Raw genomic sequence first — 15,021 nt, forward strand, 5'->3', positions numbered from 1 at the left:
CCTCCAACTGCGGGAATTTTCTTAGAGATTTGCCAGTTTAGTCAGAATCTGCTTGCCAATGGAAATCAGTTCGTCCAGCCGGGTGCGCAGATCAGCAAGGTCGGCAGAGTAGATCTTGCCGTTTTCGTTAGCGCGTTTGGCGACCTGATTCAGATTGTTACTGCAATTCTGAAGCAGATAAGCCATTCGGCGCAGCTGTGGAAGGTCGAGGTTCAGGCAGTAGCCATCCAGTGCCATTTTGCGGATATAGGCACTCAGACTGTGGATGCCCATTCCATACATCTTATCTAAAATGCGGTTTCGTTCTTCATCGGTCACACGAATAAATAGACGGTGTTCCCGCTTTTTCACATTATCGCCCCTCCTTATCCAGATAACTCTTGAACGGCTTGACTGGTTCCGGTTGGTTGACCTTTTCCTCCAGCGCAGCCAGCACGGACGGACGAGTTGCAGGTGTTTCGGTTTCCTCGGTTTCTTCGGGAGCATCCTGCGAGGAACTGCGGTCACGGTCGATGTTCAGCAAGGCGTTCAATTCAGCAAGGCGGGCTGACTTTTCAGCCAGTTCTTCCTCCTGTGCAAAGGGCTTTGCCACTTCGACCTCTGCGGCCTGCTTCTGCTGTTTAAGGTTTTGCAGAGCATTTTCGGCATCTGCAATACGGTCAGCGAAATTGTCGATGGCATTGTCCAGACGAGTGATATTGCCGCGCGCATCATCGCCCAGCGACACCGGGTAACTCAACTCTGCCCGGAGTACGGCCTGATGCTCATTTTTGAAGCTGTCGAATCGAATGTTCAGTTCAAAGCCACGGTAGGTGCCCAGCAGCATCATATCAGCATTGGGCATCTCTTGCCGAGCCAGCAGCAGCCGTTCGCCTGCAGCCTTTTTGTCATCGTACACCATGCCCTTGATGGTCATGCCGCAGAAGTTTTCTTTGTCCTGCGGGTGTGCTGCTGCAATCTGTGAATCCTGTTGTAAAGCAGCAATGCGTGTTTTCTGTTTCTGGATCTCCTCTGGGAAAGTTTTGAGCAGCTTATCCTCCAGACGATATTTCTGATTCTGGAAGTCTCCGCGCAGCACCTTCAATTTTGCTACCTGCACGTCCAAATCCATCTTTTCCCGGATGCGCGGGTCACCAGCACACAGAGCCTTGATTTCAGCGTAAGACAGAGCCTGCTCATCAATATCATCGCAGGAGCGCATAGGCGACTTGCTCGTCATGATCTGCGAAATGAACTTCTGCTTATTCTCTAAGGTCTGGTACAAGTAGGCGTCAAATGTCGATTCAGTGACGTAATTATAGACGTACACTTGTTTGTTTTGATTGCCTTGACGGATGATTCTGCCATTGCGCTGAGTCATATCCGACGGACGCCAGCCTACATCCAGATGATGCACCGCCACAAGCAGCGTCTGGACATTTGTACCGGCTCCCATTTTTGCAGTGCTGCCCAGCAGCACACGCACCTGTCCGCTGCGCACCTTGGAGAAAAGTTCTGCTTTCTTGTTCTCCGTATCTGCGTTGTGGATGAACTCGATTTCCTGCTCTGGCACACCAGCAGTGAGCAGCTTGGAGCGGATATCGTCATAGACGTTGAACGAACCGTCCCCCTTGGGAGTAGACATATCGCAGAAAATCAGCTGGGTCAGCTTCTGTTCCTTGGTGTCGTTCCAGATGCGCAGGACGTTGTTGACGCAGGCATTCAACTTACTGCTGGGGTCATCAGGCAGAGCCGAGTTCATCAACCGCTGATCAAGACCGATTTTGCGGCCATCCGACGTAATTTTCAACATATTATCCACAGAAGGGTCAACAGAACCGCTGTGGACTTCGGCTGCACGTTCGCTCAACGCCTGCACCATGTCCTGCTGGATTTCCGAAGGCTTGACCACTACGGTTTCAAATTTAGCTTGGGGCACTGGCAGGTTCAACTGATCACTGGTCTTGATATCCGCCGCTTCTTTGAACATCGCCATCAATTCGGGAAGGTTGAAGAACTTAGCGAACCGGGTGCGTGCACGGTATCCGGTACCTTCGGGCGCAAGTTCAATGGCCGTGGTCGTCTCACCGAAGGTGGATGCCCACGCATCAAAATGGGTCAGTCCTTTCTGCTGTAAGGTGTTGTACTGGAGATAGCGCATGAGGGTGTACATCTCGGTCATGCTGTTGCTCAGGGGTGTACCCGTTGCAAAAATCACGCCACGGCCACCGGTGATTTCATCCAGATAGCGACACTTGCCGAACATATCGCTGGATTTTTGTGCCTCGCTCGTACTCAAACCTGCGACATTACGCATTTTCGTGTACAAGTAGAGGTTCTTAAACGCTTGGCTCTCATCCACAAACAACCTGTCTACGCCCAATTGTTCAAACGTAACCACATCATCTTTACGGTCTGCGCCTTGCAGCTTTTCCAGTTTCTGTTTCAGAGACTTGCGCAACTTTTCCAGCTGCTTTACTGTGAAATGCTCGCCAACCTGTGCTTTCGCTTCTTCGATGGCCTCCTCGATTTCATCCATCTGTTCCTGAATCAGACGCTCCTGTCGTTCTGCGGACAAGGGTATCTTTTCAAACTGGCTGTGTCCGATGATAACTGCATCATAATCACCGGTCGCAATTCTCGCACAGAATTTTTTTCGATTACCGGGTTCAAAATCTTTCTTGCTGGTAACCAGCAGCTTCGCATGGGGGTACAGACGTAAAAACTCGCTGGCCCATTGTTCCGTCAAATGGTTTGGCACGACAAAAAGACTTTTCTGACACAAGCCCAGACGTTTCAGTTCCATAGCGGAAGCCGCCATCTCAAAACTCTTGCCAGCACCGACTTCGTGCGCCAAAAGGGTGTTGTACCCATACAGCACATGGGCAACCGCATTGCGCTGATGCTCTCGCAAATTGATCTCCGGGTTCATGCCCACAAAATGAATGTGACTACCGTCATACTCACGGGGGCGGGTGCTGTTAAAAAGCTCGTTGTACTTTTTTACCAGTAGGGCGCGTCGCTGTGGATCTTTCCAGACCCAGCCAGCAAATGCGTCCTTGATGGCCTGCTGTTTCTGCTGGGCGAGGGTGGTTTCGTTCTGGTTCAGCACACGTTTTTCCTTGCCATCCTCCTCGATGGTATCATAGACGCGGCTGTCGCGCAAGTTCAGTGTGTCCTCCAAGATTTTATAGGCATTGGCCCGGCGGGTGCCGTAGGTTTCGGTGGCCATAATGTCACCGTAGCCAGTAGCAGATTTATTGCTGATCCGCCATTCGGAAGTATAAGGAGAGTAACGGACGGTGATGGCGTTGTTGTAGCGGATGCGATAGGGTGGCTGAAAAGTTTCCATCATGAACTGCTGCACGATGGAGGGGTCAAGCCATGTGGCACCCAAACGCACATCAATTTCAGAGGCTTCCAGATCTTTGGGCTGGGCTTTTTCCAGAGCTTCAACATTGACCCTGAACTCCGGGTGGCTTTCTGCAGCAAGCTGTGCCATGCGAAGCTTATCGCGCACATTGCCGGAAAGGTATTCGTCCGCAGTCTGCCAACCAGCTTCCGGGTCGTCTGCATCAGCGGCAGGCTCTTTGAAGATCACACCGGACAGTTCAGTGGTGATGCGCTCGTAGTTGCCGGGAGTACCCAGCAGGTCGGCCATGTAGGGCAGGTCAACCTTGCCATGCTCGCCAATGGATACCGCCAGTGCTTCGCTGGGGGTATCCACGCTGGTGACAATACGTTCTGGGCGAATCGTCCGCTTGGTGAACATATCTGCCTTAGATTTGAGATTTTTATTCTCGTCCAGATTCTCCAGCGAGCAGAGCAGATAATAGGAGCTGTCATCATCGAACAGGCGGGCATTTTTCTTGTCGTTGATCAGACCGTATTTTGCAGTAAACGCATCGTAGGCATAATTCAGCTTTGCCTGCGATGCCTTGATATCCTCGTCCGGGAAGTCATTCAACTGCTGGTCGATCAACTCGTTGACGATCTGCCGCAGTTCCACCATGCCAGCCACACGGCCTTTGGCGTTGTCGGACAGTTCAATCTGTGTCATGATGGAGTTCTCGCGGTAGTAGATTTCACCATCCACCACAGTATAGCTGAAATTCTTCACGGTAGGGTCTGCGGGCAGAGTTTTGCGCTGCACTTCCGCATCGGCAACGTCCGGAGCGGCAATCTCCACCGCAGTGTACTGGCCCTCGATGTGCTGCACCGCTTCGGTAAGCTGGTCTGCAAGGTTTGCATCTTCGATTGGTGCAACGGTCAGGTCATGGCCGTACTGGGTGCTTTCTAGTTCCAAATTTCCCAGCACCATTTCCGGATGGTCTACAAAATACTGATTGATATTGAAGCCATCTTCGGTCTGCCCCAGCTGCACCCATGCAGGTTCGATGTCTGCAGGGCGGTCACGCTTCTGCAAAAAGAGGATATCCGAAACAACCTCGGTGCTTGCATTTGCCTTAAAAGCGTTGTTGGGTAAGCGGATGGCTCCCAGCAAATCAGCACGTTCCGCCATGTACTTGCGGGCACTGCTGTCTTTGCTGTCCATCGTGAAACGGCTGGTCACGAAAGCAATCACGCCGCCCGGTCGGATCTGGTCGATAGTCTTGGCGAAAAAGTAGTTGTGGATAGAAAAACCCAGTTTGTTGTACGCCTTGTCGTTGACTTTGTACTGACCGAAAGGGACATTACCTACGGCAAGGTCGTAAAAATCTCGGCGGTCGGTGGTTTCAAAGCCAGCAACCGTAATGTCGGCCTGTGGATATAGTTTTTGGGCGATGCGTCCGGTGATGGAATCCAGTTCCACACCATACAGACGGCTGTCAGCCATGCCAGAGGGCAGCATACCGAAAAAGTTGCCAATACCCAAGGAAGGCTCCAAGATATTTCCAGACTGGAAGCCCATCTTTTCCACAGCATCATAGATGGCGCGAATTACCACCGGAGAGGTATAGTGGGCATTCAGAGTGGAAGCGCGGGCGGCGGCATACTCCTCTTCGGTGAGCAACCCTTTCAGTTGGGTGTACTCGGCAGACCAGTTTTCCTTGTTGGGGTCAAAGACATCTGCAAGACCGCCCCAGCCTACATACTGCGAAAGCACCTGCTGCTCCTCGGCGGTGGCACCGCGATGCTCCTGCTCCAAAGTGCGCAAGGTCTGGATGGCTTCAATATTGCGGGCGAATTTCTGCTTGGGGCCTCCGACACCCAAATTATCATCCGTGATGTGAAAATTTCCTGCGGCTTCCGGCATCGGTTCAGCGTTCAGGGCTTCGTCTGCGGCAACAGCATCCGGAAAGGTCTGCCACTCGCCATTGACCTCCACAGAGATAGGCAACTTGTCCAGTTCCTCATCAGGTGTAGGTTCATCCCGCCGCAGACCGTCCTCGAATTGCTGCTTGTTGAGTACCTCGTTATCCCACGACTGCCCATGCGCGCTGGTGTCGATGCGCACATCGGTTTCGCCAACATAGCCGATTTTGCCTTCGATGGTTCGGGTGGGAAGGTCAACAACAACTTCGTCACCGACCTTGTAATCAACAGCCTTTTCAGGAGAAACGTCAATAATTTCATCCTGCTGCTGTTCATACAGTTCCCGGATATTGGGCAACCGTTCAACCCGGAAGATGGGCTGTCCGCTGTTGGTCAAGTCCATGTCCTGCAAGCTGACGGATTTGAACATGAAGTTGACGTGATCCACACGGAAATCCCGGCCATCTAGCTTGACGATGATGCCGATCGGCAGATAATCTTCCTCTCGCAGATATTTTGTCTGATGGTGGGTACCATCTCCGCCCTGTCCGGCTAGATAGATGCTGTTGCCCTCGGCCCACAGCTTCTGCGATTTTGCTACCCACTCTCTGCGCAAAAAGCCGGTCACTTTGACTTTTCCCAGCGCATTTTCCTGTGACAGCAAATTAGAACGAAAAACTTCCTTTACAGTGATTGCATCTTTGTCATAGAACAGAAAATATCCGCCCAGTTCAAAGCCAATCAGGGTATTGGGGTACTGCTCTTTCAGAGCATTGTATTCGGCAGCGGCATCACCATCCAGCATTGGGAGCTGTCGTTCCGCTTCCTGCACGGCGGCACGATGCTCTTTTTCCTTATCGGTCAGGTAGCGGTCAGACTGAATCATCAGGTCGATGTATTTCTCGACCTGTGTCCAGCTTAACGTAACCTTTTGATGATCCGGGTAGTGGTCAAATTCAAGTCCTTTTCCATCATGATTTACAAAACCGCTGCTGCCATCCAGAAAATCCTGCGAATGTCCGCCGATGCCGTACTCTTTCGCCAATGCTTTAGCGCGGAGTTTGCGGTCGGGCTGTGTCTGGTACAGTTCGATGATCCGCTGCTTGCCATCCTGAAAACCGGAACCATGCTTGCGCAGTTCATTCTCAATTTCAGCTTGCGACAAAACAAAAGCGGAGGGCGATTTTTCGCTCTCCGCTCGGTCGATATGTTCAATTTGCTGGGCTTCGGTGGGGATGACGGCATCCAGAAAACTTAGCTGTAGATCAGTTCCGTCCGAATCACTTCCTCGACCTGCTCCTGTAGGCTGTTCATGTGCTGTACCCACGCCATCTGATTCTTCTCCTTGTCCGGGGCCGGGTTCTTCGCCAGCAGATCGGCCATCAGTTGCTTCTTCATCGCTGCTGCGGTCTGCTCCAGTTCGGTCAGGGTCGGGTACAGGCTCCCGTTCAGGAGCATCGTGTGGTACAGAACCGGGTGCTGCTGCCTCAGAAAGCTCAGGCGCATCCTGCCGTACTTGCCCAGCGGGGTCTTCGGCTGATGCAGGGTCAGGTTCGGGAGAAGATAATCCCCGGTCTGCGTGTAGTTCAGATTGCTGCTCATATTCATGCTGGCTCCTTTCATTGTTTCGGCGGCGGATGGTCGTTTTGACTGCCCGCTCGACGGTGCGCAGGACTTCGCGGCTGATGTCGCTGACTGCGGCACCGAGTGTGTAGACAGTGTCCGGGGTAGAAAAATCGTAGATGGCCTGAAAACTGTCTTTGTCAAAATAGCCATCCGGCTCAAATCCACAGCGTTCCAGCAGCGTGTAGGTGACGCTAATGGCGGCGGCAGACTTGAACTGCATCTCCACCCCGGCTTCATCATAATCCATCAGCAGCGAACCGTCAACGATGGCGCTGATGTCCTCGCTGTTGTTGTCCCAGTAATCCGCCACCAGTTTCCCGGCAACATCCGCAAGCTGCTGGCTGACACGCTCTCCGCTGATGCCGTAGGTGGCGGCGAGCATTTCTGAAACCGGCTGTTTCAGGTCATCGTTGTACTGCCACAGGTCGGGGTCACGGGAATTACGGCGCACCCCGGTGTCCGACACATCGAAAACGTAGTGCAGGCGCGGGAATCCGCTGGATTCATCCAGCAGGGCGATGCCCTTAGAACCGCGCCGGACATAACGGTTCATCCGGTTGTTCCAGATGTCATAGTCGGCGCAGGCGGTGGCATCGGGCCGCTGGGCGTAGATCATCAGCTGGTCTGCAAAGGGGTACTTGTACAGTCGGGATGCAGTGGTCAGGTAGTCCGTCCAGCTTTCCCAGTACCGGGTCAAGCCGTTGGCCGTGCGCTGGGCAAGGGCGAGATATTCTTCGGTTTTGCTTGGCATAGCGTTCCTCCCTTCAATCTCGTTGTAAACAAAAAAGCGAGCGGCCTTTTCAGGTCACTCGCTTATGGAATCTATGGTAGTTTATTCGTGTTTTGCGGCAAACTTTTCTGCCATCTCCAGCAGACGGTCGATGGGTGATCTTTTTGTGGTATCCATTGGCTATGCTCTCTATGGCACCGGGTTCCATGGTGCACTTCGGCCTTCCGGTCTTGCTGCCTGCGGGCTGATACGCCGTCTGCATAAGAGCGACACCTTTGTGCTGGCTGTAGACCTGCCCAGCGGCATCAACACGGATACCGGGGAGGTTGCCGAGGGTGCTGCCTATGCAGATTTGACCGTAACCTTCGACAGTTATAAGCCTTTGCATATGGCAGAAGCTTCTGCGCCGCTGTGCGGAAAAATCATCTGTGCTGACATTGGCATCCGGGATGAATGGCACCCGGAGTTTTGACGAAGGCTTGCCGCTGCGGAAAAATACCGGGAAACAAAAAATGCCCCCGGAGGGCTTGTTGCGGCTCTCCGGGGGCATCTTATGTGCGTTGTGCCTTGGCGCACACGACCGGCGTTTTACTCGATTGCAATCAGATTCGGGTTCTCAGGCAAAGCCTTCGTCTGCTGAGGAGCAGGCAGCTCGACGTGCAGGATGCCATCCTCGAACTTTGCGTGGATGTCTTCCTTCTTCACATCGCCCACGTAGAAACTGCGTGCGCAGGTGCCGGAGAAGGATTCGTGCCGCAGATAGCGGCCCTTCTTATCCTTTTCGTCATTACTGTGGCTGCGCACTGCCTGAATGGTCAGGTAGCCGTCGTTCAGATCCATCTGAACGTCTTCCTTCTTGCAGCCCGGCAGGTCAACAGCTACTTCGTAACCGTTGTCCGTCTGTTTGACATCGGTCTTCATCATGTTTGCACCACGCTTACCAAAGGTATCACGAGCCTCACGGTTCATCATACGTTCCAGTGCAGCGTCATTCCAGAACGGATCGAAGAAATCATCGAACAGGTTTTCATGGAAAACAGTCGGCATAAGCATAAATCATTCCTCCAATCCCGGCGTTCGGGTCGGGGCAAAAAATCTGAAGCGTCCACTCGGAAGAGCTTTCCGGGGAGTCTTGCGGCTCTCCTTTTTCCCTTCCTCCTGAGCACGCCACTGTTATAGCACCGTTCATTAGCACTGTCAATAGCAGAGTGCTAATATTCACGAAAAAATAATACTTTTGCAACAATATCTTGTATCTGTCTTTCCCCCCATTACCACAATGAGACAAAAATCAACACCGGGAGATGGAATCGCACACCGTTTTCTTTCCGGCTTATCCCATTTTGGCGCAAAAAAGCTAGGATTCAGTTGTTTTCCTGCTGCTTTGTATGATTTTTGCCATCGTTTTGCAGCCGCTTTTCCAGTGCGGACTGCTTGGCAAGAATGGCGTTTACTTTATCGTACAGGTCCTCGATCATGATCTCGGTCTTCAGGTTGACTTTATAGTCATTTTCCGCTCTGCGGCGGTCTTTTTCCTCCTGACGGTTCTGGCTCATCATGATCAACGGTGCCTGAATTGCCGCCACACAGGACAGTACCAGATTCAGCAGAATAAACGGATACGGGTCAAACGCTTTGGCAGCCAGCACCGTGTTGACCACCATCCAAAGAATCAGAACACCGGTAAAGGAAAAGATAAACGCCCAGCTTCCGGCAAATTTTGCAATGGAATCTGCTGCACGCTGCCCCAGCGTATACTTTTCTTTTTCGCTTTCAGGACTGACGGAGATCTTACTGTCTGCCAGCAGATTCAGCACTTCCTCATCGGTCATGTCGTGCCGGATGTCCTTGAGCACTTCTTTTAATAGTTTTCTGTTTTCCTTCATAACGGTCACTCCTCTCTCATGGATGTTCTTGGGTGGTAAACTGGAATTTGTCAGTATCTCTTTTTTCATGTTTTGGGTATCGTTGCTTCATAACTCATATCAAGCAACATTTTGGTTTTGTCATCTGATACGCTGCCATCCAGTGCAACAGTAATCCAGCTATCCTTGCTCATGTGATACGCCGGGAAGAAGCCGGGTTCCTCTCGTAGTGTGCCAATCAGAATTGGGTCACATTTGAAATCGACCACTTTCAGCATTTCTTCGCCTTGCAGCCCCAGCTTGTTCTTTGGTACATCCATAATCAGAGCAAACCACTTCCGATTATTACAATGCCGGAACACCTCATAATTCGGATATTTGAGCCACGGATAATCTGTCTCGGCGTTATATGTCTGATTCTAATTCTGCGCGTTTCATAACCTCACCTCTACAACTTCTAGCTTTCTGCATGTTACTATATAGTTTTGATTACCTGTTCTTCTGCATTTTGGCCGAGGGATAATCTCTTCGTTGAAAAAATAATTGACCACGATAGGCGGATCGTTGAACGGGCGTTTGATGGAATCATCATCCCGGACATACAGTAGCCCTTCCTCTTGGCAAAACTGCCGCATCTGCGCATCCAGCATTGACCAGTAGCTGCGTTCTTTTTTATTGTAAATGGTATCGTACAGCGGCAGCAGGTCTGGATGTTTTTCCGTTATATAGTCAAAAATCGTTTTCTTATAACCGCCCCGCAAGTTTAGGTTTTCCAGCCAGACCAAATTACATTGATTCTTCGCCCGGTGGATGATGGAGGGCAGGTCGGTGAGGCCGGGGAAAATCGGCGAGATAAAGCAGGTGGTGCGCACACCAGCATCATGGAATGCTTTCATAGCGGCCAGCCGCCGCTCAATGCTCACTGCATTGTCCATATCAGCGCGAAAATCTTCGTCCAGTGTGTTTGATCGACCAGGATACCCGCGCATTGGGGAATGTTTTAATGAGGTCAAGGTCACGCAGCACCAGGTCAGACTTGGTAGCAATACTGAGGCTACATTCGCTGCCCTGCATCTGCTCCAAAATGGCGCGGGTGCGGCAGACGGTTTCCTCCAGCGGCTGATATGGGTCGGTCACGTAACAGAGAAACAGTTCTTTCCCTGCATACCGCTCCGGGTGTTTGATTTCCGGCCAAAATTTAACGTCTATGAACTCTCCCCAGGGCTCCGGGTGATTGGTAAAACGCTTCATAAAAGATGCGTAGCAATATTTGCAGCCGTGGCCACAGCCCACATAAGGATTGACCGAATAATCACTCACAGGCAAATTGGATTTTGTGAGGACGCTTTTTACTTCAACGTTTCAGATGATTGGCTCCATTGTATGTATGCTCCTTTGATTTTGCTTATTTTTCACGGGACAGTTTCATCATATCCTTCATATCGGCAAAACCGATTGTTTGATACAGCGGCCTGCCTTTGTTTGAGGTTTCAAGATAAATTTTTGAAATATGCCGCTGACGAGCCTGCTCTACAAGCCACCTGACGATTCTGTTCCCTATGCCGTGTCCGCGAAACTGCGGCCGGGTATAAATGTTCATCAGGTAGGCACATTTCCCGTTTAGATTGTCCGGTGAGGGCATCTCATGATAGAGGCATATCCCGCCGCAGCCGACGATTTCCTCCCCTACGTAGGCAAAGCAGGCAATATGTCCGCCCTGCGGCAGTTCTGTTTGATAGTAGCGGCGATTTTCCGATTCCAGCTCTGTTACAGACCGCTCCGAGGGGATGGAGAATACCTCATGCAAGACTTCCATTCGCCATTGCATCAATACATTCAGGTCCTGGATCGTGGCCTGCCGGATCTGAATCTCCATTATAATGCCCCCGCTTTCATTACCACCGGCAGTTTCGACACATCCGGCTTACCGTTGACATTCAAAGGAATCTGCTTCATCTTCACAAAGAACTCTGGGATCATAAAGGAAGTCAAATTTTCAGACAGTTCTTTTTTTACTTCCGAGACTTTCAGCTTATTGTCGGAAGGCACCACATAGGCGGTCATATAGGACAGTCCATCCTCGTCTGTAAAAGCCCGGACAATAGCCTGCTGCACATCCTTGCACCGATAGAGCCGGGACTCCACCTCGGCAAGTTCCACCCGCTTGCCGTAAATCATGATCTGGTCGTCCTTGCGGTGCAGGAATGCAATGTTGCCATCCGGCAGGATATAGCCCAAATCGCCGCTGCGGTACATGGTGCTACCGTCCGGCTGCCGCTCAAAAGCTCTGTTTTCCTCGGCATGGTCGCCAATGTAGCCCAGAGATACACCGCCGCCATAAATGCAAATCTCACCCGTCTGCCCTTTGGCAACCTCGTTGCCAGATTGATCCAGAATCCTGATCTGCGCACCCAGTACAGGATGACCGATGGGATAGGTACCGTCCTCCAACACGGTTCCACTATTGCAACGGTAATAGGAGGCGCAGACCGTTGTCTCGGAGGGGCCGTAGGTGTTGTAAACCTCTGCTTTGTCCAGCAGGTGATCCACATAAACGCCCCGCAACACATCGCCGCCGCTGATAAGCAGCCGCAGAGAGGACGGAATGACAGACAGGTGGTTCATTTCTGCCAGCAGATACGGAAAGCCGCTGATCATAGTCACATGGTGGCGTTCCACAAAAGCCATCAACGCATGGATGTCGGCCTTGTCCTCGTCAGAGGGGATGGCCAGAGCGGCGCCATTCAGCAGGCTGGTGAACACTTCCTCCACAAAGATGTCAAAGGAACAGACGGAATATTGCAGCATGACATCGCCGGGGCCGGGGTGGAACTCATTCGCAAAGGCGCGCACATAGTGGCAGACATTGCGGTTGGTAACACAGACGCCTTTGGGCCGCCCGGTCGTGCCGGAGGTATACAGCACATAGGCGGGGCGTTCCGGGTCCTCCACGGCGTTGCGCTTCCAGGAGGGCGTCTCCACGCCGCAGATCTCACAATCTGTATAGCGGATGGGGAAACTGTTCAGTTTGGGCGCAAAGGCGTGTTCCGTCAGCACAAAATCCACCTGTGCCTCGGTCATCATGTCATGGATGCGCCCGGTGGGAAAATCCGGCTCGGCTGGGACGTATCGGCCGCCGCATTTGAGTACCGCCAGAATCGAGGCAATCATCTCGGTTCGGTGACGCATGACGATGCCGATGCTGTGTACTTCCTGCGGAAAGCTGCACGTGATCATATCCACCATGTTGGACAGCTCTCCAAAAGTCATGGTGCGGTCGTTTTCAATGATAGCCGGGGCATTTTCATGTTCTTTAACTACCTTCTGAAAAAGCGAATAGATCGTATCCATCGTTTTATCTCCTTGTCGGTTTATCTATTTAATATCCAGTGAATGCCAGCCGCTGTGCGCTTGTTGCACGCCTGATAGTGGCTGCCACTGTTCAGTACGAAGGTGGTTTCGATGCCTTTCCCGTGGCACAGTGTTTCTATCTTCTGCGTATTCTGCTGCACAACGTTCAAAATCGGATTATCGGTGGAGCTCTCCTTGTCTCCGAGAGAAAAATACAGACAGTCAGGTTTGCGCTTCATCTCATGGGAGCACACATATTCCATGATGCCCTCAAACCAGAAGGAACCTGACATACTCGCTGCGCGGGCAAACACATCCGTTTGGTAGAGAGCGTAGAGGGCGAACAGCCCGGCCAGCGAGTAACCGGCGAGGCCCCGCCAGGCGGGCGCACCGGGAAGGAGCGCTTCCGCTTCCGGCATAATTTCATCCAGAAGCAGTTTCAGGTAATCATCCGCACCCCCGGTGCAGGGCGTATCGTGTTTAGAGATCGGCCCCATATACCACGGTGTCATGTCATGATCCCATTTCAGCTTACTGACCGCCACCAGACTGAAATCTGGGCAGCCGAGCGCCATCAGGTTTTTATACACACTGTTAACGGCATTGGAAAAGGTGTTGAGATAGATAACTGGGCTGCCCGGCTTTGCGCTTGGGTATATGTCCACTCTTTTTTGTTCTATGGTTAAAGAAGTCACCTTGTTGCCTCCTCTCTTGACGATTCATTGTATAAATATTGTACGGTATCCGAAAACGAAAGCAAGTACGCAGAAAGTTCGTACATAGTATCAAACTACTGACCAAGGCTATAAACAGGAGGAAGTAGCCGTTGGCGATGTTGTCTGTCTATATGTTACGGCCCCGGTTTCCGCTGTTCTATATCGGTGCGAAGCTACAGAAGTCAATATTCCTTACCATTATGATGATGGCAACGTACATATGAACCATGTGATGAGATTGAAAAAGCTGGATCAGTACAACCCGTCTTTTCTCCCGTTTGAGAAGCTGAAAGCCTATGGGATTGGTGCGGTACGTGGGCCACGAAGAATGCCTCACAGTCTGATTTGCGAACTGGAAAGGAATCGGTATGAGCAGTGATATTTGGAATCCCTGGCATGGCTGCCGCAAATACAGTGAGGGCTGTGACCACTGCTATATGTACTATCTGGACAATGAACGGGGCAAATCAGGCGGGGAAATTTATAAAGTCAAGACAAATTCCGATTTGTCGAGTTCAGTATATCACACCAAATGCAAAAAGAGAATATGTACGCCGCCCGCAGGCGGCAAAGATCAGTCCAGTGGAAATTCCAGTTCGGCAAACTCCGCATCGGTCAGCAGTTTCAGCTTTTCGATAACGCCCTCCGACAGTTCCCGCAGGGCAGTTTCATCGGGCATCAGGTAGCACTGCATGAGCCGCAACTCGTGGATAAGCCCCAGCCGGGTGCCGGTGTTGTAGAGCATCATCAGGGTCAATTCCTCGTGGTCAAAGTTCATGTTCAGCCCTCGCTTTCCGGCAGACGGTAGGATTGCACTCCGGGGCATCGCACTTTTCCTTGAGATTCATCAGTACCGAATGGCGTTCCGGCTGCTTGTCCAGAAACCCCGGCAGTTCCTTGAAGCCGATGCTGTCCACATAATGCACAGATATCTCGCCATTGCGTTTGAGTGCAATCACATCGCTGACCGACAGGCTGTGCCCCTCAAAATCCTGCGGACGGGAGAGGTTGAACATCTGAAACAGTTCTTCCAGAACCTCGTTGTCCGGCACATCCTGCCACATGGCGGGCAGATCAGCATAGTAGGTGACCTCGTAATGCTCCGGGTCGGGCGTTTTGCCTCGACGATTCAACTCCCGCATGGAAGCAAATCTTTCATCGAAGATTTTTTCGTCATGCCTCAGCTGCATCACCATATAAACATCGCACCCTGCGTTCAGAAACTTCTGAGGGATGTCCGTCATGGGTTCACCGTCAAAATTCTGGTTCCATTTTTGCTGCATCGTCCACCTCACAGTTCAGGCGCAGAACGTGCAGACGATTTTGGCGCAGACGTATCACTTGCCAGTTCTGCCAGCTTTTCCAGTGTGGAAGGGCGATGGTCTGCACTCAGTTCCTCGGCTTCCGAAACTTTGTCCATGACGGCATCGTAGTCCTGCAACAGCCGCCGCCCCTTTTCCATGTGGTGCGCTTCCAGAATCTGCTCACGGGCTTCCTG

General features: G+C 51.8%; 13 protein-coding genes and 3 pseudogenes. 3 read left to right on the plus strand and 13 right to left on the minus strand.

From position 1 onward, the window contains the following. Positions 1-21 precede the first annotated feature (21 nt). From mobC to GKG34_RS13615, 3 genes are all read right to left on the minus strand, one after another. The gene (gene mobC, locus GKG34_RS13600; protein ID WP_005924636.1) at positions 22-351 is read right to left on the minus strand and encodes a plasmid mobilization relaxosome protein MobC; all 330 of its coding nucleotides are present in this window, start codon (positions 349-351) and stop codon (positions 22-24) included. Position 352: 1 nt separating this feature from the next. After that, on the minus strand, positions 353-6,121 hold the full coding sequence (locus GKG34_RS13605; protein ID WP_154256543.1) for a DEAD/DEAH box helicase family protein: 5,769 nt from the start codon (positions 6,119-6,121) through the stop codon (positions 353-355). 368 nt (positions 6,122-6,489) lie between these two features. Further along, positions 6,490-6,843 (minus strand): TnpV protein, encoded by a 354-nt coding sequence (locus GKG34_RS13615; RefSeq protein ID WP_005946359.1) that lies wholly within the window; start codon positions 6,841-6,843, stop codon positions 6,490-6,492. On the opposite strand from GKG34_RS13615, the gene GKG34_RS13620 reads away from it, so the two are divergent. After that, positions 6,842-7,249: a hypothetical protein gene (locus tag GKG34_RS13620; RefSeq protein ID WP_154251302.1), complete on the plus strand. Its 408-nt coding sequence runs from the start codon at positions 6,842-6,844 to the stop codon at positions 7,247-7,249. The genes GKG34_RS13615 and GKG34_RS13620 overlap by 2 nt on opposite strands. A 493-nt stretch (positions 7,250-7,742) precedes the next feature. Then, entirely contained in the window at positions 7,743-8,063 is a 321-nt protein-coding gene (locus GKG34_RS13625) for an NAD(P)H-hydrate epimerase (protein WP_005946353.1), read from the plus strand. Between the two features lie 116 nt (positions 8,064-8,179). Here the strand turns inward: GKG34_RS13625 and GKG34_RS13630 are convergent, their stop codons facing one another. From GKG34_RS13630 to GKG34_RS13660, 7 genes and pseudogenes are all read right to left on the minus strand, one after another. Continuing rightward, complete coding sequence (locus GKG34_RS13630; protein ID WP_154256545.1) at positions 8,180-8,644, minus strand: Hsp20/alpha crystallin family protein; 465 nt, start codon at positions 8,642-8,644, stop codon at positions 8,180-8,182. 311 nt (positions 8,645-8,955) lie between these two features. Then, positions 8,956-9,477 (minus strand): DUF1003 domain-containing protein, encoded by a 522-nt coding sequence (locus tag GKG34_RS13635; RefSeq protein WP_015564846.1) that lies wholly within the window; start codon positions 9,475-9,477, stop codon positions 8,956-8,958. Positions 9,478-9,542: 65 nt separating this feature from the next. After that, the gene (locus tag GKG34_RS13640; RefSeq protein WP_242821974.1) at positions 9,543-9,818 is read right to left on the minus strand and encodes an MmcQ/YjbR family DNA-binding protein; all 276 of its coding nucleotides are present in this window, start codon (positions 9,816-9,818) and stop codon (positions 9,543-9,545) included. Positions 9,819-9,890: 72 nt separating this feature from the next. Beyond that, positions 9,891-10,782: pseudogene (locus tag GKG34_RS13645) on the minus strand (radical SAM protein). Positions 10,783-10,861: 79 nt separating this feature from the next. After that, positions 10,862-11,332 carry a GNAT family N-acetyltransferase gene (locus tag GKG34_RS13650; protein ID WP_005924656.1) on the minus strand — a complete coding sequence of 157 codons (471 nt, stop codon included), beginning with the start codon at positions 11,330-11,332 and terminating at the stop codon, positions 10,862-10,864. Then, the gene (locus GKG34_RS13655) at positions 11,332-12,807 is read right to left on the minus strand and encodes an amino acid adenylation domain-containing protein (RefSeq protein WP_005946340.1); all 1,476 of its coding nucleotides are present in this window, start codon (positions 12,805-12,807) and stop codon (positions 11,332-11,334) included. Before GKG34_RS13655 ends, GKG34_RS13650 begins: the two co-directional genes overlap by 1 nt. A 20-nt stretch (positions 12,808-12,827) precedes the next feature. After that, complete coding sequence (locus GKG34_RS13660) at positions 12,828-13,502, minus strand: alpha/beta hydrolase-fold protein (protein ID WP_044954294.1); 675 nt, start codon at positions 13,500-13,502, stop codon at positions 12,828-12,830. A 389-nt stretch (positions 13,503-13,891) separates the two neighbouring features. On the opposite strand from GKG34_RS13660, the pseudogene GKG34_RS16150 reads away from it, so the two are divergent. After that, a pseudogene (locus GKG34_RS16150) lies at positions 13,892-14,011 on the plus strand (DUF5131 family protein); the annotation flags it as partial. A gap of 86 nt (positions 14,012-14,097) precedes the next feature. Here GKG34_RS16150 and GKG34_RS13670 read toward each other — a convergent pair. The 3 genes and pseudogenes from GKG34_RS13670 to GKG34_RS13680 form a co-directional block, all read right to left on the minus strand. Continuing rightward, complete coding sequence (locus GKG34_RS13670) at positions 14,098-14,301, minus strand: transposon-transfer assisting family protein (protein ID WP_154244646.1); 204 nt, start codon at positions 14,299-14,301, stop codon at positions 14,098-14,100. Continuing rightward, positions 14,291-14,806, minus strand: coding sequence for a YodL domain-containing protein (locus GKG34_RS13675; protein WP_154256547.1), 516 nt, complete (start codon positions 14,804-14,806; stop codon positions 14,291-14,293). Before GKG34_RS13675 ends, GKG34_RS13670 begins: the two co-directional genes overlap by 11 nt. A gap of 8 nt (positions 14,807-14,814) precedes the next feature. After that, positions 14,815-15,021: pseudogene (locus GKG34_RS13680) on the minus strand (hypothetical protein); the annotation flags it as partial.

This window comes from Faecalibacterium sp. BIOML-A4 (assembly GCF_009679665.1).
GTDB lineage: Bacteria > Bacillota > Clostridia > Oscillospirales > Ruminococcaceae > Faecalibacterium > Faecalibacterium taiwanense.